Here is a 21,321-nt window from a genome sequence, read left to right as displayed (position 1 = left end):
GGAGATGAAGCTCACATGCGGGCCCCAGAGGTCCTCGTCCTGGTCGTCGTGAGCGAACCGACCACCCACGCACAACGCCGTGCCCTCGTCGAGGAGTTGCTGAGGGTGTCCGGCGGCTCCGCCCGCCCCGTCGAGCTCATCGTCGTCGTACAGGACGAGGTACGGCCGTGGCCGTATCCGCCCACCTGCGAGTTCCTGTACGGGGAGTGGCTGCGCGCCGAGTACGAGCGGGGGCTCGTCCCCGGTACTGAGCCCATGCCGGACCTCGCGCCCCTGCTCACCATGGTCCTGCTGGCGGACGCCCCACTCCACGGCCCCCCGCCCGCCGACCTCCTCGCCCCCGTCCCACCCGCAGACCTCAGACACGCGATCACCGCCGGAATACCCGACCTGCTCGCGGAGTTGGACACCGACACCCGCAACGTCCTGCTGACCCTCGCCCGGATCTGGACCACCCTCGCCACCGGGGCGATCCGCTCGAAGGACGCCGCCGCCGACTGGGCGCTCGCCCGGCTCCCCGCCGAACACCGCCCCGCACTCGCACACGCCCGTGCCGTCTACCTGGGCGACGAGGAGGAGCGCTGGGGTGACGGCGTCCGCCCCGGCGTGCGCTCCTGCGCCGACCACCTCGTCCGGGCGATCGAGCGTCAGACCTCGTAGGGCTCGCCCAGGTCCCACGCCTGGTACATCGCCTCCGCGAACGCCTCCGCGATCTTGTGCTCGCCGCTCGCGTTCGGGTGCGTGCCGTCGTACGTGTCGAGATTGATGTCGTACGACGGGGGAGGGGACGCCAGGAGCAGCGGCGAGCGCGGCTCGTCCAGGTCGGCGACCGTCTTCGCCAGCAACTCGTTGAAGCGGCTGACCTCGGCGGCGAAGGCCTCCTCCGACTCGGCGCGGACGTTCGGGATCACCGGCAGCACGACGATCCGCACCCGGGGGTTCGCGGACCGCGCCTCGGCCACGAAGTTCCGGGCGTTCTCCGCCGTCTGCTCGGCGTTCGTGTAGAAGCCGAGGTCGATCAGGCCCAGCGACACCAGCAGCACATCCGCCCGGCACGACCGCACCGCCTCGCCGATCAGCGGCGCCATGTGCAGCCAGCCCTCGCCCCAGCCGGCGAGGTGTGCACGGGGGAAGTCGGGGTCGGCGTACTCGTACGAGGTGGGGGAGTCCGTCGCCTTGTCGTGCAGCGTCTCGCGCGGGCCGACGAGGGCGAAGGGGCCGCCGTACGTCTCACGCAGGTGCTGCCACATGCGGTAGCGCCACGTGTGTTCGCCGGCGCTGCCGATGGTCTGGGAGTCGCCGACGGGCATGAACCTGAGCATCCGCTCATGATGGACGATCGCTACCCATCGGTATGGCCGGGCGGGGTGTGAAGCCCGACACGCCCCCACATCCCAGGGCCGCCCCCGCCGACCCGGCCTCCGACCCGGCCTCCGAACCGTCCGGCCGAATGGCAGGCTTGGGGCATGCGTCGACCGCTCGCCATCCTCGCCGGGGTCCTCCTCACCGGTGCGCTCACCCTGCCCGCCTCAGCCGCCGACGGCGACGAGGACTTCACGATCAAGGACCCGCGCATCACGGAGTCCAGCGGCCTCGCCGCGTCGCGTCAGCACCCCGGGATCTACTGGACGCACAACGACCAGGACACGGGCGCCTTCCTCTACGCGGTGGACAGCAGGACCGGCGAGACGGTCGCGACGATCACCATGACCGGGGTGGGTACCCCGCGGGACGTGGAGGCGATCTCCATGGGCCCGGACAACCAGCTCTATGTCGGCGACATCGGCGACAACGACGGTGTGCAGTGGCCCTATGTGTGGGTCTACCGCCTCCCCGAGCCCAAGACGCTGAAGGACCGGACGATCCGTGCCACGCAGTACGTGGTGAAGTACTCCGACGGCACCCGTGACGCCGAGTCGCTCGTCGTGCACCCCAAGACCGGCCGCGTCTACATCATCGACAAGCAGGAGGACGGCGGGCACCTGTACGAGGGCCCGGCCGAGCTCTCCGCCTCCGGCACCAACGTCTTCAAGCCCACCGTCCCCATCGACATGTGGGCCACCGACGCCGCCTTCTCCCCGGACGGCAAGACCCTCGCCGTACGCGGCTACTTCGGCGGCGTCGCCTACGACTGGAACGGCGGCGAGCTCAAGCGGCTGGAGCGCATCAGCGTGCCCCTCGGGCAGGGCGAGTCCGCCAGCTACTCGACCGACGGCACCAAGCTCATGCTCGGCAGCGAGGGCGCCGGGAGCTCCGTCGTCGCAAACGACGCCCCTGGGGACACCGGCTCCGACTCGTCCTCCGGCGGCGGCAGTTCGGCCTCGTCCGACGACAGCGGGGACGGCGGGCGGACCGGCGATCTGAAGGTCGGTGCCATCGCCGTGGTCGTCGGGTGTGTGGTCGTGTTCGGGTTGCGGCGGCTCTTGCGAAGGAGTTGAGGAGACCCGGGGCTCTGCCGTGCACCGGTGCCGACCTGCGGACGCCTTCGGATAGCGTCAGGGGACCCCCGGCGACCGCAGGAGAAGCGTGCTGAGCAACACTCAAGGTGCCCTGGCATCCGGAACATTGGACACTGCGGCGCTGCGCGGAAAACTGACCACCCGGATGTGGTGGACCGGTATCCGCAACACCGTGGTCTACTCGTTCATGGCGTTCGCGGTGCCGGGACTGGGTGCAGAGGCGAAGCGCGCCGGCATGGCCTGGGTTCCCGTCATCGGGGGCCCCATGATCTTCGTCGGTATCCTCGGTGTCCTCGCCACGCTCTACACCATCCCCCTCGCGGTCCTCCTCACCCGCACCTGCCGCAAGACACTGGCCCAGTACTCCTTCGACACGTTCTGCCCGCAGGTCACCAAGGTGGACGGCGCCAAGGCGACCAGGGGCCGTCCGAAGAGCATGACGCTCACGCTGCACACCGCCGAGGGCCAGGAGTCGCCGCTGATGCGGATCAACCCGGCCCCGCGGCGCGGACCGTGGCGCAACCCCTGGCCCGAAGGCATCGAGAAAGGCGTGTACGTCGCGGGCGACCTGCCCTTCGGCGCGGTCGGCTACGTGCCGAGCAGTGGGGCGTTCTTCTTCATGCAGCCGGACGACTGGGACGCGACCGCGCAGGACCGCAAGTCGGCGGCGCCCGAGCGCATCACCCGTGCAAAAGACGCGAGCCTCGCACGAAGGATCATCTGACTCCCCATGGACAACCCTCCCGTGGCCCCCGACATCGACCAGGTGCTCAAGCGCGCACGCGGGTGGCAAAGAAGGGCTCCGAGTGGAAGTACATGGGCGATGTGCGCCGCCGGCCCAAGAGGGCCGAGGAGGGCGGCGCCTGGTTCGCCGGTGATGCGGCCTTCGGCGGCGTCATGATCGTGCCGGAGAGCCAAAACATGCTCTTCGTGCAGCCCGCGGGCTGGGCGAAGTACGAGCAGGAGCGCGCGCAGGCCGGTCCGCAGCGCAGGGAGCTTGCCGAACAGGCCGGAATCTCCCGGCTGTTGGAGCTCAAGGAGCCGCGGGGAACGGTGCTCGGATGAAACGCGTCCTCGGCTGGGTGTGCGGTGTCCTCCTCGCCCTCGTCACCGGCTTCTGGTTCGTCACTGCGACCGCCGACATGGCTCTGTCCGCCGGCGTCTACGGCACCTCGGGCACGTACAAGGTGGAGCGCTGCTACGACACCGACTACAGCCGTAAGCGCTCCGAATACGACTGCCTCGGGGACTTCATGCCCGATGGCGGCACCGCCGCCGACGCCAACTACGTGCGGCTCGAGGACACCGGGAACGACTACCCGGACGGCACCGAGTTCGACGCCCGCCAGGGCATCGAGCCGGACACGGTCCAGCGGGCCGGGTTCTGGGGCGTCGTGGGTGAGCTCTGGCAGGTCTCGATCTGCGTGGCCGTCCTCGCGGTCCTCGCCTACCAGGCGATCAAGCCGCGCGGGGCGGACCGGCGCGGCGAGGCCCACCGCCGGGAGCCCTCACGGCGGCAGAGGGCGGCCGACCGGGTGGGGTACGCCGTCCTGGTCGCCGTCCCCGTGGGCCTGCTGAGCTTCATCGCCATGATCGCGGAGCCGTCGCCCTAGGCCGTGTCCGCAGCCGCCCGCAGCGTGTCCGGTCGGTCCTGTTGAGCGAACTCGGCGACCGGATCGCCGACCAGGGCTGGGTGCGCTTCCCCGGCGTACACGGTGGAGGACCGCCGTCTGGTCGCCGTCGCGCGCTGGTGCCGCCCTTTCCGCCGGCGCTGCCGGAGTCGTCGACGGCGCGTCCCTAGAGCTGTCCCTTCACTTCGCTGTCGGCACGGCCGGCCGTTCCCGCACGCCGGGCGACAAAGACCTCCAGTCCGTCCAGGATCCGTTGCAGGCCGAACTCGAAGTGGTCGAACTCGCTGCCCCAGGTGTTCTCGTCCAGGGAGGCGAGCAGAGGGTAGCGGCCGGAGGCCATGATCTTCTCCAGCATCGGGGTCTGGGCCTGCCAGAACTCCGTGTCGGTCAGGCCCGTGCGGCGCTCGGCCTCCTGCGCGTACAGCTGGGTGCGCGCGGCGCCGACGACGTAGCCGTCGATCATGATGATCGCCGAGATCAGTTCGGGGTCGGTCAGGCCCATCGGCTTGATGCGGTCGAGGACCTTCTCCATGCCGTCGAGGGCGCTCGGGCCGAGGATCGGGCGGGACTGGTTGACCTGGAGCAGCCAGGGGTGGCGGCGGTAGAGGTCGAGGGTTGCGCGGCCCAGGGCCTCCAGGGCCGAGCGCCAGCCGCCGTCGCCCAGGTCGGCCGGGTTCTCCGAAGGGCGCTGGACGCGGTCCAGCATCAGGTCGAGCAGCTCGGCCTTGCCGGGGACGTAGCGGTACAGCGACATCGTGCCCGTGCCCAGCTCGGTGGCGACCCGGCGCATGGACATCGACTCCAGGCCCTCGGCGTCCGCGACCCGGACGCCCGCTTCCACGATCTGGTCCAGGGTGAGGGTCGGCTTGGGCCCCCGGCTCGGGCGCCGGCCGGCGTCCCACAGCAGCTCCATCGTGCGGGCGATGTCGCCGCTGCCGCTGGTCTCCGTACCGCTGGTGCCGCCCTTGCCGCTCGTCATGCACTTCAGCTTAAGTCCTCCGAAAAAAATTGGGTACGGTGTACGCGTAATCGGGTACGGTGTACTCAGTTGGCGATGCTCGGCTATCGAGAGGGGGACCCATGGGTGACGACGGACGCGGCGGAAACGGCGGAAACGGATACGCGGTGCGGGCCGAGGGGCTGGAGAAGCGCTACGGCGAGAAACGCGCCCTCGACGGCTTCGACCTGGCCGTCCGCGAGGGGACGGTGCACGGCCTGCTCGGCCCGAACGGCGCGGGCAAGACCACCGCAGTACGCATCCTGTCCACGCTGATCAGGCTGGACGGCGGCAGGGCCACGGTGGCCGGACTGGACGTGGCCCGGCAGTCGCGTGAGGTGCGGGCACGGATCGGGCTCACCGGGCAGTACTCGGCCGTGGACGAGGTTCTCACCGGCCGGCAGAACCTGGAGATGTTCGGCCGGCTCTTCCACCTCGGCGGCAAGCGGGCCAAGCTGCGGGCCGTCGAGCTGCTGGAGCAGTTCGACCTGACCGACGCCGCGGACAAGGGCGTCGGCAAGTACAGCGGCGGCATGCGGCGCCGTCTCGACCTCGCCGCCTCGATGATCCTCGCCCCGGCCGTCCTCTTCCTCGACGAGCCGACGACGGGACTGGACCCGCGTGGCCGAGGCGAAGTCTGGGAGTCGGTGAAGGAGTTGGTGGCGAGCGGCACGACCGTACTGCTGACCACCCAGTACCTGGAAGAGGCCGACAAGCTGGCCTCGCGCATCACCGTCATCGATCAGGGGCGGGCCATCGCCGACGACACCCCGGACGGGCTGAAGAGTCTCGTGGGCGGCGACCGTATCGAGGTCGTCGTCGCCGAGCGGTCCGACATCGCGCGCGTGGTGAAGGTCGTGGCCCGCGTCTCGGACGGCGACCCCGAGTCGGACGAGGCGGAGCTGCGGATCCACGCGCCGGTCACCGACCGGGTGTCCGCCCTGACGGAGGTGGCGCGGACGCTGCAGGACGAGGGCGTCGCGGTCGAGGACATCGGGCTGCGCAGGCCGAGCCTCGACGACGTCTTCCTGCGCCTGACCGGACACCGCGCCGAGAAGTCCGAAGAGACCGGGAGCGCCGAAAAGACCGACAGGACCGAGAGGGTCGAGAGGGCCGAGGAGAAGGCCGAGAAGGAGGCCGTCGCATGACCGCCGTAGACCTCACCGTCCCGGCCACGCGCGGCCGCCTGTACTGGACGCTCGCCGACGTCTGGAACATCGTCCGCCGCGGCCTCACCCACTACCGGCGTCAACCGGTCAACATCGCCTGGCAGCTGGGCTTCCCGATCCTGTCGGTCCTCCTCTACGGCTATGTCTTCGGCAGCGCCATGAAGGTGCCCGGCGGCGGGGACTACAAGGACTTCCTGATGCCGGGCATGTTCGTGATGACGATGGCGTTCGGGTTCATCAACACCGCCACGCTCGTCGTCTACGACTCGACGAAGGGCGTCATCGACCGCTTCCGCTCGATGCCCATGGCCTCGTCCGCTGTCGTCGCGGGCCGCGGGATCACCGATCTGCTCGCCGCCTGCGCGGAGTTGGCGATCATGATGCTGACCGCCTTCGCGATGGGCTGGCGCCCGGACGGCGGGTTCGGCTTCCTCGGTGCGTTCGGGCTGCTGCTGTGGCTGCGGTTCGCGCTCATCTGGATCGGGGTGTGGCTGGGCCTGCTCGTACCCAACCCGGAGGCCGCGGGCGGCCTGTTCGCCGTCGCCTTCCCGCTCACGATGATCTCCAGCATCTTCGTCGCGCCCCAGCTGATGCCCGACTGGCTGGGCTGGGTGGCGGCCTGGAACCCGATCTCCTCCACCGCCGCGGCCAGCCGTGACCTGTTCGGCACGCCGGCCGGGAGCGGGGACTCCTGGGTCGAGCAGCACGCGCTGCTGATGGCGGGGGTGTGGCCGGTGATCCTGACGGCGATCTTCCTGCCGCTGGCGGTGCGGAGGTTCCAGAAGCTGAGCCGCTGAGCCCGAGCGTGAGCTGTGCGGAGGTGAGACGGGCGCCCGGTGTTTGCCGGGCGCCCTTCCGCGTCCGGATCATCGCGCTTGATTTGGGATTACGTAATAACGTAATCTCGTGGAAACGGCTGGTGAGTCTCGACGGGGGAGCAATCCATGGACCGAAGGAAGTTTCTTGGCGTGGCGACGGCGGCGGCAGGCGTGTCACTGCTGCCCGGCAACGCCGCAGCCGCCGACGACAGGCTGCCCGCGCTCGTCAGGCGGTACCTGGACCAGGCGCTGGCCGCCGGCAGTCCGAGTGTGGTCTGCGGGGTCATTCAGGGTCGGCGCACCCATGTCGAGGGCGCGGGTGCAGCGGTGGGGCGGTCGGCGCCGGACGGCAGGACGGTGTTCCAACTCGGCTCCATCACCAAGACGCTCACCGCCACGGCACTCGCACGGGCCGTGGGCGCGGGTGCAACCCGCCTCGACGCGCCGCTCGTGCTGCCCGCGCGGTTCCCCATCCCGCGCAAGGGGGCTCGGCGGATCACCCTGGCCCACTTGGCGACCCACACCTCCGGTCTGCCCTCCCTGCCGCCGAACCTGCTCGCGGGGGCGGATCCGTACGACCCCTACACGCACTACACGCTCGACGACCTGGCCACCGGACTTCGCAGCACGCAACTGAGTACCGAGCCGGGCAAGGCCAACGCCTACTCGAACCTGGGGTTCGGTCTGCTCGGCCAGGCGCTGGCGTTCGACGACGTCGACTCGATGCTGCGGCACCGGGTGGCAGCGCCGCTCGGCATGGTGGACACGACGACGGCCGTGCGACCGGACATGGCGTCCCGCAAGGCTGTCGGGCATTTCGAGGGAGAGGTCGTTCCTGACTGGCACGACCACGTCCTCAGCGCGGCCGGGACGTCGATGTACAGCACCGCTGATGACATGGTGCGCTTCCTGCGCTCCCAACTCCGGCCTGAGCGCTCGCCGTTGCGGGACGCGATCGAACTGACCCAGCGGCCCCGGTTCACGGTGGACCAGAACCTGCGGCTCGGCCTCGGCTGGCACCTGAGCTCGCTGCCCGGCGGCCGGACCATGACCTGGCACAACGGCGGCACCGGTGGATTCAGCACCTGCGCCGCGTTCATCCGGGAGAGCGGCACGGCGGTGGTGATGATGGTGAACACCTTCAGCCAGGAGACCGAGACCGCCGCCCGCCCGGTAGACGCCCTCACCTTCCGCCTGCTCGGCGAGCTCGGCGCGGCCTGAGGACGCGGCCGGACGACGGCGGTCCGAGTACGACGAAGGGCGCCCGGTGTTCGCCGGGCGCCCTTCGTCGACGTACGAGTACGTCGTACGAGAACGACTACAGCTTCTCGATGACGTAGTCGACGCACTTCGTCAGGGCCTCGACGTCGGCCGGGTCGATCGCCGGGAACATCGCGACGCGGAGCTGGTTGCGGCCGAGCTTGCGGTAGGGCTCGGTGTCGACGATGCCGTTGGCGCGCAGGACCTTGGCGACGGCGGCGGCGTCGATCTCGTCCGTGAAGTCGATCGTGCCGATGACCGCCGAGCGCTTGGCCGGGTCGGTGACGAACGGGTTGGCGTACTTGATGTCCTCGGCCCAGCCGTACAGGGTGCGGGCGGAGGTGGCGGTGCGGCGGACGGCCCAGTCGAGGCCGCCCTGGCCGTTGATCCACTCCAGCTGCTGGTTGAGCATGAAGAGGGTGGCCAGGGCCGGGGTGTTGTACGTCTGGTTCTTGCGGGAGTTGTCGATCGCCGTGGGCAGCGAGAAGAACTCCGGGATGTGGCGGCCGGAGGCGTGGACGCGCTCTGCGCGCTCGATCGCGGCCGGGGAGAAGACGCCGATCCACAGGCCGCCGTCGGAGGCGAAGGACTTCTGCGGGGCGAAGTAGTAGACGTCCGTCTCGGACACGTCCACCGGGAGGCCGCCGGCGCCCGAGGTGGCGTCGACCAGGACCAGGGAGTCCTCGTCCGCACCCGCCACGCGCTTGATCGGCATGGCGACGCCGGTCGAGGTCTCGTTGTGGGTGAAGGCGTAGACGTCGACGCCCGCCGCGGCGGCCGGCTCGGGGTGCGTGCCGGGGTCGGCGGAGATGACGTCCGGCTCGGCGAGCCAGGGGGCGAGCTTGGCCGCCTTGGCGAACTTGGAGCTGAACTCGCCGAACGTGAGGTGCTGCGACTTGTTCTCGATCAGGCCGTGCGTCGCGATGTCCCAGAAGGCGGTCGAGCCGCCGTTGCCGAGGACGACCTCGTAGCCGTCGGGGAGCTGGAAGAGCTCGCTGATGCCCTCGCGTACCTGGCCGACCAGGTTCTTGACCGGGGCCTGGCGGTGGGAGGTGCCGAGCAGGGAGGTTCCGGTGGCGGCCAGCGCGTCCAGCGCTTCCGTCCGCACCTTGGAGGGGCCCGCGCCGAAACGTCCGTCGGCGGGCTTGATGTCAGCGGGAATCTGGATCTCAGCCACGGTGGGAGCGTAGCTGTTTCGGGAAACCTTGGTGAAACCTCGTCCGTCGGGTGAGACGGGGTTGTCATGGCCGTGAGCTGGGGGCTGCCGCCCCCAAACCCCCGCTGTCGGCCTGAACGGCCCCGTCCTCAAACGCCGGACGGGCTGGAATGCCGGACGTCGGCTGGTTTGCTGGAGGGATGACGGATCTCGAAGCTGCGCTGCGTACCGTCGTCCGGGGTGAGGTGGGATTCGACATCACCTCTCGGGCGTTGACCACCATGGACGCGTCCAACTACCGGCGTGTCCCACTGGGTGTGGTGGCGCCACATGACGCCGACGACGTCGCAGCCGTGCTGGAGGTGTGCCGGGACCATATGGTGCCGGTCGTGGCACGCGGTGGAGGTACCTCGATCGCGGGACAGGCCACCGGCGCCGGCGTCGTGCTGGACTTCACCCGCCACATGAACCGCCTCGTGTCCCTGGACCCGGACACCCGTACCGCCGTCGTCCAGCCCGGCCTCGTCCTCGACCGTCTCCAGGACGCCGCCGCCCCGCACGGACTCCGCTTCGGCCCCGACCCCTCCACCCACAGCCGCTGCACGCTCGGCGGAATGATCGGCAACAACTCCTGCGGCTCGCACTCGGTGGCGTGGGGGACGACCGCGGACAGCGTGCGGGAGCTGGACGTGATCAGCGGCCGTGGGGAGCGGCTGCGGCTCGGGCAGGGGTGGGCCGGTGCGCCGGAGGGGCTGCGGGAGCTGGTGGAGGGGGACCTGACCCGGCTGCGGACGGGCTTCCCCGAACTGCCGCGCCGTATCTCGGGATACGCGCTCGACGCCCTGCTGCCCGAGAAGGGCGCCGACGTCGCCCGTGGCTTCTGCGGGAGCGAGGGCACCCTCGGGATCCTCACCGAGGCGGTCGTACGGCTGGTGGAGGCGCCACGCGCGCGTGCGCTGGCCGTGCTGGCGTACCCCGACGAGAGCGCCGCCGCGGAAGCGGCCGCCGGGTTGCTGCCGTACGGGCCGCTGACCGTGGAGGGCATGGCGCAGGACCTGGTGCCGGAGTCGGCCTCCGCCGCGCTGCCGCGGGGCGGGGCCTGGCTGTTCGTGGAGACGGGCGGGGAGTCGGAGAGTGAGGCACGCGCGCGTGCGGAGGGGATCGTGCGGGCGGCTGACGTCGTCGACGCGATCGTCGTCACCGATCCGGCCGGGCAGCGCGCCCTGTGGCGCATCCGGGAGGACGCGAGCGGCACGGCGACCCGGATGCCGGACGGCAGCGAGGCCTGGCCGGGCTGGGAGGACTGCGCGGTGCCGCCCGCGCGTCTCGGGGCGTATCTGCGGGACTTCCGCGCGCTGTTGACCGCGCACGGGCTGCGCGGGACGCCGTACGGGCACTTCGGTGACGGCTGCATCCACGTCCGTATCGACTTCGACCTGCTGACGGAGGCGGGTGTCGCTCGCTTCCGGCGGTTCTCGGAGGAGCTCGCCGAGGTCGTCGTGGCGCACGGGGGCTCGCTGTCGGGGGAGCACGGGGACGGGCAGGCGCGTGCCGAACTGCTGCCGAAGATGTACGGGTCGGACATGGTCGCCCTCTTCGAGCGGGCCAAGGGGGTCTGGGACCCGGACGATCTGCTCAACCCGGGGATGCTGGTGCGCCCCGCCCCCCTCGACTCCAACCTCCGCTTCTCCGTGCTCCCGAGCAAGCCCGTGGACGTCGCCTTCGGTTACCCGGCCGACGGCGGGGACTTCTCGGCGGCCGTACGGCGCTGCGTCGGGGTCGCCAAGTGCCGTACGACGTCGGCGACCGGCCCCGCCGTCATGTGCCCGTCCTTCCGGGCCACCGGCGCCGAGGAGCACTCAACGCGCGGGCGTGCCCGGCTGCTGCACGAGATGCTCGCCGGGGAACTGGTGACCGACGGGTGGCGGTCGACGGAGGTGCGGGACGCGCTCGATCTGTGCCTGGCCTGCAAGGGCTGCCGGTCCGACTGTCCGGTCGAGGTCGACATGGCCACGTACAAGGCGGAGTTCCTGCACCACCACTACGAGGGACGGCGCCGCCCGGCCGCGCACCACAGCATGGGGCGGCTGCCCCAGTGGCTGCGCGTCGTGGCACGCACGCGCACCGCGTCGCTGGTCAACGCACTTGCCGCCGTACGGCCGTTGGCATGGGTGGCGAAACGGCTCGGCGGGATCGCGCCGGAGCGCGGGATTCCGCGGCTGGCGGCGCGGACGTTCAGCCGGTGGTGGGAGCGGCGGGAGAAGCCGAAGCCTCCCGTCGGCTCGGCCGGTGACCTGGTCATCCTGTGGCCGGACACCTTCACCGAGCACCTCACGCCGTCCGTGGGACAGTCGGCCGTACGCGTCCTGGAGGCAGCCGGGCTGCGGGTCGCGCTGCCGCCGACGGTGCGGCTGACGGCGCCCGCGGGAAGCGGCGGTGCGGAGGTGACCGTGGCGCTGGATCCGGTGTCCCTCCTACGGGGGCGGGAGCGGGTCTGCTGCGGGTTGACGTACATCTCGACAGGGCAGCTCGACCGGGCCCGCGCGGTGCTGCGGCGCACGCTCGACCTCATGGAGCCGGTACTGGCGACGGACGCCCCGGTCGTGGTCCTGGAGCCGAGCTGTGCCGCCGCCCTCCGCGCGGACCTCCCGGAGCTCCTCCACGACGACCCACGGGCCCGTCGCCTGGCCGACCGCGTCCTGACCTTCGCGGAGACGCTGGAGCGCCACGCCCCCGACTGGACGCCGCCCCGCGTGGACCGGCCGGCGGTCGGGCAGACCCACTGCCATCAGCACGCCGTCCTCGGGGACGCGGCGGACCGCCGGCTGCGCGAGGCCGCTGGGCTCGCCGGGGACCTGAGCGGCGGCTGCTGCGGACTCGCGGGCAACTTCGGGTTCGAGAAGGGGCACTTCGAGGTGTCGGTGGCGTGTGCGGAGGAGCGGTTGCTGCCGGCGGTGCGGGGAGCGGGGGAGGACGCCGTGGTGCTGGCGGACGGGTTCTCCTGCCGGACGCAGGTGGAGCAGTTGGCGGGGGTGCCGGGGCGGCATCTGGCGGAGGTGTTGGCGGAGCGGTTGGAGGGGGACGGGTGACCCGGGGGGGAGTGAGTGCGCTCGTGCCCGGGGGCGGCGGGTGGTCTCCGGCCGGGGGCAACGGGTGCTCCCGGTGGGCCGGCGCCCTGGGCTGAACGCGGGAGCGCGGCGGCTCGCACGCGCCGGCGTCCGCGCTCCGCGCGCGGGGCCGGGGACGGCTGCATACGCTGGCCGGACACCGATACTGCCGCCCACAGGGAGCCCCGCACATGGCCCTCCGCGTCCAGTCCATCTCCCGCGACGAACATCTCGCGTTCGTCGCGGCCCGCCCGTCCGCCAGCCATATGCAGGTCCCGTCCTGGGGCGACGTGAAGCCGGACTGGCGGGCGGAGAGCCTGGGATGGTTCGACGAGGAGGGGCGGCCGGTGGGGGCCGGGCTCGTGCTCTACCGCCCGCTGCCGAAGCTGAAGAAGTACCTCGCCTACCTCCCCGAGGGCCCGCTCGTCGACTGGTACGCCCCCGACCTGTGCGAGCGCTGGCTCGAACCGCTGCTCGCCCACCTCAAACGGCAGGGCGCCTTCTCGGTCAGGATGGGCCCGCCCGTCGTCGTCCGCCGCTGGAACACCGAGGCGGTGAAGGCGGCCATCGCCGACCCGGCCGCCCGGCGGCTGCGGGACGCGGAGCCGACCTCGACCGAACAGGGCGCCCTCGACATCGCCGACCGGCTGCGGCGGGCCGGCTGGCGCCAGACCGAGCCCGGCGGCGAGGAGGGCTTCGCGGCCGGGCAGCCGCGGTACGTCTGCCAGGTGCCGTTCGCCGGGCGGTCGTTGGACGACATCCAGCGCGGCCTGAACCAGCAGTGGCGGCGCAACATCAAGAAGGCCGAGAAGGCCGGCGTGAAGGTCGTGCGCGGCGGTTACGAGGACCTGCCCGCCTTCTACGACCTCTACGCCGAGACCGCCGAGCGCGACCGTTTCATCCCGCGCCCCCTGCCCTACTTCCAGCGCATGTGGACCGCGCTCACCGCCGAGCACCCCGACCGGATGCGGCTCTACCTCGCCCACCACGACGGCGACACCCTCGCCGCCGCCACCATGCTCACCGTCGGCGACCACATCTGGTACTCCTACGGCGCCTCCACCAGCCACAAGCGCGAGGTCCAGCCCAACAACGCCATGCAGTGGCGCATGATGTCCGACGCCCACGAGCTCGGCGCCGCCGTGTACGACTTCCGCGGCATCACGGACACCCTGGAGGAGTCCAACCATCTGCTGGGCCTGCTGCGGTTCAAGGTGGGGGCGGGCGGTGAGGCCGTCGAGTACCTGGGGGAGTGGGACTTCCCGCTCAACCGGCTGCTGCACAAGGCGCTGGATCTGTACATGGCACGGCGGTAGCTGTCCCGGGGCCTGCGGAACTCGGCCGGCGGAACCCGTCCGTCCACACTCTGGGACAGTGGCATAACAGGTTCACACACCTGACGATGTCCACTACCTTGGACTGGGTAGTGCAGCCCACTGAACAGACCGTAGCCCCCGAGTGAAGCCCTGGAACGCCCGTGAGTACCCCTGATGCCGCAGCCGTCACTGCCGCAGCCGCCCCGTCCTCGCCGACCCGCGGCCGGACCGTTCCCCAGTCGGCGGCCGGTGGCCCGCGCCGCTGGGGCTCTTTCGGTCCCGTCGGGCTGGTGCTCGCCGGAGGGATCTCGGTGCAGTTCGGCGGCGCCCTGGCGGTGAGCCTGATGCCGCGGGCCGGTGCGCTCGGTGTGGTGGCGCTGCGGCTGCTGGTCGCGGCGGTCGTCCTGCTGCTGATCTGCCGCCCCCGGCTACGCGGCCACTCCCGCACGGACTGGGGCACGGTGGTCGTCTTCGGCATCACGATGGCCGCGATGAACGGCCTGTTCTATCAGTCGGTCGCCCGCATCCCGCTGGGCCCCGCGGTCACCCTCGAAGTGCTCGGCCCGCTCGCCCTGTCCGTGCTGTCCTCGCGCCGGGCCGTCAACGTCGTCTGGGCCGGACTCGCCCTCGCCGGCGTCTTCCTCCTCGGAGGCGGAGGCTTCGGCAGCCTCGATCCCGTCGGTGTCGCCTTTGCCCTGGCTGCGGGTGCCATGTGGGCGGCCTACATCATCTTCAGCGCCCGCACGGGCCGACGCTTCCCCCAGGCGGACGGCCTGGCGCTGGCGATGGGGGTGGGGGCCGTCCTGTTCCTCCCCCTGGGCATCGCCGAGTCCGGTACGAAGCTCCTCGACCCCGTCACCGTCGCCCTGGGCGCAGCCGTGGCCATCCTCTCCTCGGTCCTCCCCTACACCCTCGAACTCCTCGCCCTTCGCCGCCTCCCCGCAGCGACCTTCGCCATCCTGATGAGCCTGGAACCAGCCGTCGCCGCCACCGCCGGCTTCCTCATCCTCAACCAGTCCCTCTCGGCCCTACAGGCCCTGGCAATCGCCCTGGTCATCGCGGCGAGCATGGGCGCGGTGCGGACGCAGGTGCGGCGGGGGAAGGCGCCGGCGGAGAAGGCCTAGCCGGCGTCGCGGCCCGGCGACCCTCGGCCGTCGGCGCGAGCTTGCGGCACCGCTGTCGCGCCTGGCCCGCCGGCCCGGGCCCTGGCGCATCAGCGGTCTCTGCCGACCGATGGTGTGCTGGGCGCGGGGTTGACGCAGTTCCCACAGGTCGGCGGCTGACACGGGGCGGGGCGGGGCGTGTTCGGCGTGCGTAGGCGCGGTGGGGATGCAGGTGCGGCGGGGGAAGGTCTAGGCGGGGTCGCGGCCCGACGGCCCCTTGGTCGTCGGCGCGGGCTTGCGGCACGCCGCAGTGCGTGACCCGTGCCTTGGCCTTGGCGCATCAGTCCCCTGCAAGCCGATGCCGTGATGGCCGCCGTCGGCACAGTTCCCGCACACTCATGCTGGCCCTCGCCGAGACGTGGCGGTGTGCATGCGCCCGGCGCGGACGCAGATCAGGCGGGGCAGGCGCCGGCGGGGAGGAGCTGGGCGGGGTTGCGGCCCGGGGGCCCTTCCCTTCCCGGGCCGACTCGCCGCCGCACCGTCACGCCTGGCCCAAGCCCTGCCGCATCAGCCTCCTGCAAGCCGATGCCGTGATGGCCGCCGTCGGCACAGTTCCCGCACACTCAGCTGGCCCTCGCCGAGACGTGGCGGTGTGCATGCGCCCGGCGCGGACGCAGATCAGGCGGTGCAGGCGCCGGCGGGGAGGAGCTGGGCGGGGTTGCGGCCCGGGGGCCCTTCCCCGCCCAGGCCGACTCCCCGACTGGGCCGACTCCCCGCCCAGGCCGACTCCCCGCCCAGGCCGACTCCCCGACTGGGCTGGCCCCCGACCAGACCGGCCCCCGACCGGACCGGCCCCCGACCGGACCGGCCCCCGACCGGACCGGCCCCCGACCGGACCGGCCCCCGACCGGACCGGCCCCCGACCGGGCCGGCCACCCGACCGGGCCGACTCCCCGCCCCACCGTCAAGCCTGCCCCGGCCCCTGCCGCATCAGCAGCCCCTGCAGGCCGATGCCGTGATGGGCGCGCAGTCGGCGCAGTTCCCACAGGCCCACTGCCGTCACTGAGAGGGGGGCGCCGAGCATGAACAGGATCCGGACCGGTGCCGGCACGCCCGTGTAGGCGCCCGTGAACAGGTCGATCAGGGCCATCTCCCAGACCAGCGTCATGGCGAGCAGCGGCGGCATCGTCTCGTGGATGTCCGCGGTGCGGAACACGTGGAGGAGGGCCAGGCCGATACCCGCGATGACGAAGGGCAGCACCCACACGAAGGTGAGCAGGATGCCGGTGTAGGTGAGAACGGTCATCACCGGGTTGGTCGCGAAACGGCCCTCGACGAAGCCCGTGAGCACGGAGGCCGGGAACACGAACACCGCGGCCACCAGGGCGACCATCGCGCCGAAGCACTTCGCCGCCCGGCGCAGCAGCTCCCGCCGGGCCGAGGCGGAGGCCAGGGCGAGCAGGACGCCCACGAGGACCGGGAAGGTCACGCAGAGCACCAGGACGCTGATCCAGGACTGGTTCAGACGGTCGTTCGCGACGTTGCCCACCGAGTCGCCGACCCTGGCCGAGTCGGCGATCTTGTAGGTGACCGACATCCACACGACCGCCGCCAGCCCCACCAAGGTGCGGATCCGCTGCATGCGGGCCACGACCGGGTCCTGGACGATGCCGGGCCTGGACGGCTTGAACACCCTGCGTGCGACGGGGACGGGACCGATCTGCCGCCACAGCCGGGTGAGGGGCCCGGGCGGGGCGGCCGGCAGGTACGGATACGGCGGATACGGGTACGGCGCGTTGGGCTGCGGCGGGTACGGGTACGGAGCGTTGGGCTGCGGCGGATACGGGTACGGCGCGTTGGGCGGATACCCTCCGGCCGGCGGCGGCGGGGGCGGCTGGCCCTGCGGGTTGAAGGGCGGCTGCCCGCCCGGATTCCAGTTGCTCATGCTTGTGATTCCCCCGAGGTGTGACCGATGCGTTGCTGCCGCAACAGGCGCGACGCCCGAGTGTATTGATGGCACGCCGCACAGGCACCCTTCCCCCGGTGAACACTTCTCAATTAATGCAAGCATGCTTGCTTGTTTTCGCGCGCGCTGCCATGCTCCTCACCACGCCGCACCACCGAGCACAACGCCGCACCACCGAGCACCACGCCGCACCACCCACGCACACCGCCGTGCCCTGAGGGGAGCGCCCCGTGTCCGATCCGACGCCCGTGTTCGACGATCTGCGCGAGGAGAGCGAGGAACTCGACCGGCTGGTGGCCGAGTTGAGCCCGGAACAGTGGGCGCTCGCGACTCCGGCGCCCGGCTGGAGCGTCGCCCACCAGATCGCACACCTCGCCTGGACGGACCACTCGGCGCTGCTGGCGGTGACCGACGCGGAGGCGTTCCACACGCTGGTGGAGAAGGCGCTGGTGACGCCGGGGTCGTTCGTCGACGTAGGCGCGGAGGAGGGGGCCGCGCTGCCGCCCGCCGAACTGCTGGCGCGCTGGCGGGCAGGGCGCACCGCCCTCGACACGGCATTGCGCGAGGCACCGCACGGCACCAAGTTTCCCTGGTACGGCCCCCCTATGTCCGGCGCCTCCATGGCCACGGCCAGGCTCATGGAGACCTGGGCCCACGGCCTGGATGTCGCCGAAGCGCTGGGTGTGGTGCGCACACCCACGGACCGGCTCAGGCATGTGGTGTGGATCGGAGTGCGAACGCGCGACTTCGCTTTCGGTGTGCACGGACTCCCGGCACCTCCCGACCCCTTCCGCGTCGAACTCGTCTCGCCCTCCGGTGAGGTGTGGGCATACGGCCCCGAAGACGCCCCGCAGCGCGTCACCGGCCCCGCCCTCGACTTCTGCCTCCTGGTCGCCCAGCGTGCCCACCGCTCCGACCTCGCCCTGCGCGCCGAAGGCCCGGACGCCGACCGCTGGTTCGACATCGCCCAGGTCTTCGCGGGCCCGCCCGGCGCGGGCCGCGCGCCCAAGGGGGCGGCCCGGTGACCTCGCGCACCCACCCGGCAGGGCCGGTGCTGCGGATCGGCAACGCCTCCGGCTTCTACGGCGACCGCTTCGACGCCATGCGCGAGATGCTCACCGGCGGCGAACTGGACGTCCTCACCGGCGACTACCTCGCCGAACTGACCATGCTGATCCTCGGCCGGGACCGGCTGAAGGACCCGGGCGCCGGATACGCCCGCACCTTCCTGCGCCAGCTGGAGGAGTGCCTGGGGCTCGCGCACGAGCGGGGCGTCAGGATCGTCGCCAACGCCGGCGGGCTCAATCCGGCCGGACTCGCCGACGCCGTACGTAAGTTGGCGGACCGGCTCGACGTCCCGGTACGCGTCGCCCATGTCGAGGGAGATGACCTCAAGGACCGGTATCCGGGCAGCCTCGCCGCCCACGCCTACCTCGGCGGCTTCGGCATCGCGGCCTGTCTTCGGGAGGGCGCGGACATCGTCGTCACCGGGCGCGTGACGGACGCGGCCCTGGTCACCGGCCCCGCAGCCGCCCACTTCGGATGGGGCCCCGGGGACCACGACCGGCTCGCGGGCGCGGTGGTCGCCGGGCATGTGCTGGAGTGCGGGGCGCAGGCGACCGGCGGCAACTACGCGTTCTTCGACGAGTTCCAGAAGAGGGGCGGCGACCTCCGCCGCCCCGGCTTCCCGCTCGCCGAGCTCCACGAGGACGGCACCTGCGTCATCACCAAGCACCCCGGCACCGGCGGCCTCGTCGACGTCGGCACGGTGACGGCCCAACTGCTGTACGAGACGGGCGGCGCCCGGTACGCGGGACCGGACGTCACCGCCCGGCTGGACACCGTACGGCTCACGCAGGACGGCCCCGACCGCGTCCGCATCGACGGCGTACGGGGCGAGGCCCCGCCCCCGACTCTCAAGGTCGGCCTCAATCGCCTCGGCGGCTTCCGCAACGAGGTCGTCTTCGTCCTGACCGGACTGGACATCGAGGCGAAGGCCGCTCTGGTGCGGCGGCAGATGGACGAGGCGTTCGCCAAGTCACGTCCCGAAGACGTCCGTTGGGACCTCGTCCGCACCGACCGGCCCGACGCCTCGACCGAGGAGACCGCGAGCGCGCTGCTCCGGCTGGTCGTCCGGGACCAGGACCAGGAGAAGGTCGGCCGGGTGCTGAGCGGAGCCGCCGTGGAGCTGGCGCTCGCCAGCTACCCCGGCTTCCATGTGCTGTCGCCACCGGGCAAGGGCACCCCGTATGGGGTCTTCGAGGATGTGTACGTTCCCCATGGTGCCGTCGACCATGTGGCCGTCCTCCACGACGGCCGCCGTATCACTGTGCCGCCGGCCCACGACACCCTCGTCCTGGAGGAAGCGCCCCAACCCCCGCTGCCCGAGCCGCGGCTCGTGGCGGAGTCGACCCGTCGCGCCCCGCTCGGCCTTGTCGCCGGCGCCCGCAGCGGTGACAAGGGCGGGAACGCCAACGTCGGTGTGTGGGCGCGGACGGACGAGGCGTGGCGCTGGCTCGCACACGAGCTCACGGTCGAGCGGTTCCAGGAGCTGCTTCCCGAGAGCGGACAGCTGAAGGTCACCCGGCACCCGCTCCCCGGCCTGCGCGCCCTCAACTTCGTCGTCGAGGGCATCCTCGGCGAGGGCGTCGCCGCCCAGCAGCGCTTCGACCCGCAGGCCAAGGCCCTCGGGGAATGGCTGCGCTCCCGTCATCTGGACATCCCGGAGAGTCTGCTGTGACCGTCCTGCCCTCCACCCTGGACCCCAACGGCCCCGACCACCGGGCCAACCGCGAGACCATGCTCGCCAAGCTCGCCGACCTCGACACCGAGCACGCCAAGGCCCTCGCCGGCGGCGGCCCCAAGTACGTCGAACGGCATCGCAAGCGCGGCAAGCTGCTCGCCCGCGAGCGCATCGAGCTGCTCCTCGACCCCGACACCCCCTTCCTGGAGCTGTCCCCGCTGGCCGCCTGGGGCAGCGACTACGCCGTCGGCGCGTCCCTCGTCACCGGCATCGGTGTCGTCGAGGGCGTGGAGTGCCTGATCACCGCCAACGACCCGACCGTGCGCGGCGGAGCGAGCAATCCCTGGTCGCTGAAGAAGGCCCTGCGGGCGAACGACATCGCGCTCGCCAACCGGCTCCCCGTCGTCAACCTCGTCGAGTCGGGCGGCGCCGACCTGCCGTCCCAGAAGGAGATCTTCATCCCCGGAGGCGCCATCTTCCGGGACCTGACGAGGCTGTCGGCGGCCGGGATCCCCACCGTCGCGGTCGTCTTCGGCAACTCGACGGCCGGCGGCGCGTACGTCCCCGGCATGTCCGACCACGTGATCATGGTCAAGGAGCGCGCCAAGGTGTTTCTCGGCGGCCCGCCCCTGGTGAAGATGGCGACCGGCGAGGAGAGCGACGACGAGTCGCTGGGCGGCGCGGAGATGCACGCGCGCGTGTCGGGTCTCGCGGACTACTTCGCCGTGGACGAACCGGACGCGCTGCGGCAGGCGCGAAGGGTCGTCGCCCGGCTCAATCACCGCAAGGCGTACGGCGATCCGGGCCCCGCCGACCCCCCCAAGTACTCCGCCGACGAACTCCTCGGCATCGTCCCCGGCGACCTCAGGACCCCCTTCGACCCGCGCGAGGTCATCGCCCGGATCGTCGACGCCTCCGACTTCGACGAGTTCAAGCCGATGTACGGCACGAGCCTGACCACCGGCTGGGCTGCCCTGCACGGCTACCCGGTCGGCGTGCTGGCGAACGCCCAGGGGGTCCTGTTCAGTGAGGAGTCGCAGAAGGCGGCCCAGTTCATCCAACTGGCCAACCAGCGCGACATCCCTCTGCTCTTCCTGCACAACACGACCGGCTACATGGTGGGCAGCCAGTACGAGCAGGGCGGCATCATCAAGCACGGCGCGATGATGATCAACGCGGTCAGCAACAGCCGCGTGCCCCATCTCTCCGTCCTCATGGGCGCCTCCTACGGCGCCGGCCACTACGGCATGTGCGGCCGTGCCTACGACCCCCGCTTCCTCTTCGCCTGGCCCAGCGCCAAGTCGGCCGTCATGGGCCCCCAGCAGCTCGCCGGCGTGCTCTCGATCGTGGCCCGGCAGTCCGCGGCCGCCAAGGGACAGCCGTACGACGAGGAGGGGGACGCGGCGCTGCGCGCCATGGTGGAGCAGCAGATCGAGTCGGAGTCGCTGCCGATGTTCCTGTCGGGCCGGCTGTACGACGACGGCGTCATCGATCCGCGCGACACCCGCACCGTCCTCGGTATGTGCTTGTCCGCCATCCACACGGCCCCCTTCGAGGGCGCACGCGGTGGCTTCGGCGTCTTCCGGATGTGAGGCA

The 21,321-nt window shown here is 71.6% G+C and carries 18 protein-coding genes; 14 read left to right on the top strand and 4 right to left on the bottom strand.

Translation table 11 applies throughout. The annotated features are described in order from the left end of the window. Positions 1-15: 15 nt before the first annotated feature. Complete coding sequence (locus ACZ7L5_RS42450; protein WP_471524127.1) at positions 16-660, top strand: aminoglycoside adenylyltransferase domain-containing protein; 645 nt, start codon at positions 16-18, stop codon at positions 658-660. Here ACZ7L5_RS42450 and ACZ7L5_RS42445 read toward each other — a convergent pair. Beyond that, positions 648-1,322 carry an SGNH/GDSL hydrolase family protein gene (locus ACZ7L5_RS42445; RefSeq protein ID WP_328880905.1) on the bottom strand — a complete coding sequence of 225 codons (675 nt, stop codon included), beginning with the start codon at positions 1,320-1,322 and terminating at the stop codon, positions 648-650. The two genes, ACZ7L5_RS42450 and ACZ7L5_RS42445, sit on opposite strands and share 13 nt — an antisense overlap. A gap of 144 nt (positions 1,323-1,466) precedes the next feature. Here ACZ7L5_RS42445 and ACZ7L5_RS42440 point away from each other — a divergent pair, with 144 nt between their 5' ends. The 4 genes from ACZ7L5_RS42440 (at position 1,467) to ACZ7L5_RS42425 (ending at position 4,072) form a co-directional block, all read left to right on the top strand. Continuing rightward, positions 1,467-2,438, top strand: a complete 972-nt coding sequence (locus ACZ7L5_RS42440) for a WD40 repeat domain-containing protein (RefSeq protein ID WP_471524125.1) — start codon at positions 1,467-1,469, stop codon at positions 2,436-2,438. 88 nt (positions 2,439-2,526) lie between these two features. Then, on the top strand, positions 2,527-3,183 hold the full coding sequence (locus ACZ7L5_RS42435; RefSeq protein WP_471524123.1) for a hypothetical protein: 657 nt from the start codon (positions 2,527-2,529) through the stop codon (positions 3,181-3,183). Between the two features lie 62 nt (positions 3,184-3,245). Beyond that, positions 3,246-3,524, top strand: a complete 279-nt coding sequence (locus ACZ7L5_RS42430; RefSeq protein ID WP_471524121.1) for a hypothetical protein — start codon at positions 3,246-3,248, stop codon at positions 3,522-3,524. Continuing rightward, a complete protein-coding gene (locus ACZ7L5_RS42425) occupies positions 3,521-4,072 on the top strand; it encodes a hypothetical protein (protein ID WP_471524119.1) in 552 nt (183 codons plus the stop codon). The genes ACZ7L5_RS42430 and ACZ7L5_RS42425 overlap by 4 nt, the downstream gene beginning before the upstream one ends. A 184-nt stretch (positions 4,073-4,256) precedes the next feature. Here ACZ7L5_RS42425 and ACZ7L5_RS42420 read toward each other — a convergent pair whose 3' ends face one another. Then, positions 4,257-5,069, bottom strand: coding sequence for a TetR/AcrR family transcriptional regulator (locus ACZ7L5_RS42420; protein ID WP_471524117.1), 813 nt, complete (start codon positions 5,067-5,069; stop codon positions 4,257-4,259). A gap of 101 nt (positions 5,070-5,170) precedes the next feature. On the opposite strand from ACZ7L5_RS42420, the gene ACZ7L5_RS42415 reads away from it, so the two are divergent. The 3 genes from ACZ7L5_RS42415 to ACZ7L5_RS42405 all read left to right on the top strand — a co-directional run bounded on the left by ACZ7L5_RS42415 (position 5,171) and on the right by ACZ7L5_RS42405 (position 8,295). Then, a complete protein-coding gene (locus ACZ7L5_RS42415) occupies positions 5,171-6,235 on the top strand; it encodes an ATP-binding cassette domain-containing protein (protein ID WP_471524116.1) in 1,065 nt (354 codons plus the stop codon). Then, positions 6,232-7,053, top strand: a complete 822-nt coding sequence (locus ACZ7L5_RS42410; protein WP_362388412.1) for an ABC transporter permease — start codon at positions 6,232-6,234, stop codon at positions 7,051-7,053. The genes ACZ7L5_RS42415 and ACZ7L5_RS42410 overlap by 4 nt, the downstream gene beginning before the upstream one ends. A 147-nt stretch (positions 7,054-7,200) precedes the next feature. Further along, positions 7,201-8,295 carry a serine hydrolase domain-containing protein gene (locus ACZ7L5_RS42405; RefSeq protein ID WP_471524114.1) on the top strand — a complete coding sequence of 365 codons (1,095 nt, stop codon included), beginning with the start codon at positions 7,201-7,203 and terminating at the stop codon, positions 8,293-8,295. Between the two features lie 97 nt (positions 8,296-8,392). Here ACZ7L5_RS42405 and serC read toward each other — a convergent pair whose 3' ends face one another. Then, a complete protein-coding gene (serC, locus tag ACZ7L5_RS42400; protein WP_471524112.1) occupies positions 8,393-9,511 on the bottom strand; it encodes a phosphoserine transaminase in 1,119 nt (372 codons plus the stop codon). A 179-nt stretch (positions 9,512-9,690) separates the two neighbouring features. On the opposite strand from serC, the gene ACZ7L5_RS42395 reads away from it, so the two are divergent. The 3 genes from ACZ7L5_RS42395 to ACZ7L5_RS42385 all read left to right on the top strand — a co-directional run bounded on the left by ACZ7L5_RS42395 (position 9,691) and on the right by ACZ7L5_RS42385 (position 15,037). Beyond that, positions 9,691-12,579, top strand: coding sequence for an FAD-binding and (Fe-S)-binding domain-containing protein (locus ACZ7L5_RS42395; RefSeq protein WP_471524111.1), 2,889 nt, complete (start codon positions 9,691-9,693; stop codon positions 12,577-12,579). A gap of 209 nt (positions 12,580-12,788) precedes the next feature. Beyond that, positions 12,789-13,913 carry a lipid II:glycine glycyltransferase FemX gene (locus tag ACZ7L5_RS42390; protein ID WP_471524109.1) on the top strand — a complete coding sequence of 375 codons (1,125 nt, stop codon included), beginning with the start codon at positions 12,789-12,791 and terminating at the stop codon, positions 13,911-13,913. A gap of 161 nt (positions 13,914-14,074) precedes the next feature. Further along, positions 14,075-15,037, top strand: coding sequence for an EamA family transporter (locus ACZ7L5_RS42385; protein ID WP_471524107.1), 963 nt, complete (start codon positions 14,075-14,077; stop codon positions 15,035-15,037). 943 nt (positions 15,038-15,980) lie between these two features. On the opposite strand, the gene ACZ7L5_RS42380 is transcribed toward ACZ7L5_RS42385, so the two are convergent. Next, positions 15,981-16,961, bottom strand: a complete 981-nt coding sequence (locus ACZ7L5_RS42380) for a hypothetical protein (protein WP_471524105.1) — start codon at positions 16,959-16,961, stop codon at positions 15,981-15,983. Positions 16,962-17,212: 251 nt separating this feature from the next. On the opposite strand from ACZ7L5_RS42380, the gene ACZ7L5_RS42375 reads away from it, so the two are divergent. From ACZ7L5_RS42375 to ACZ7L5_RS42365, 3 genes are read left to right on the top strand one after another with little or no spacing between them, the layout of a single operon-like run. Then, positions 17,213-18,007: a TIGR03084 family metal-binding protein gene (locus ACZ7L5_RS42375; RefSeq protein ID WP_471524104.1), complete on the top strand. Its 795-nt coding sequence runs from the start codon at positions 17,213-17,215 to the stop codon at positions 18,005-18,007. After that, on the top strand, positions 18,004-19,722 hold the full coding sequence (locus ACZ7L5_RS42370) for an acyclic terpene utilization AtuA family protein (RefSeq protein WP_471524102.1): 1,719 nt from the start codon (positions 18,004-18,006) through the stop codon (positions 19,720-19,722). The genes ACZ7L5_RS42375 and ACZ7L5_RS42370 overlap by 4 nt, the downstream gene beginning before the upstream one ends. Continuing rightward, entirely contained in the window at positions 19,719-21,317 is a 1,599-nt protein-coding gene (locus ACZ7L5_RS42365) for an acyl-CoA carboxylase subunit beta (protein ID WP_471524100.1), read from the top strand. The genes ACZ7L5_RS42370 and ACZ7L5_RS42365 overlap by 4 nt, the downstream gene beginning before the upstream one ends. Positions 21,318-21,321 lie beyond the last annotated feature (4 nt).

It is taken from the genome of Streptomyces sp. NPDC107528 (genome assembly GCF_055639295.1).
Note: the sequence above shows the minus strand (reverse complement) of the source record. Positions and strands in the feature narration are given on the sequence as shown.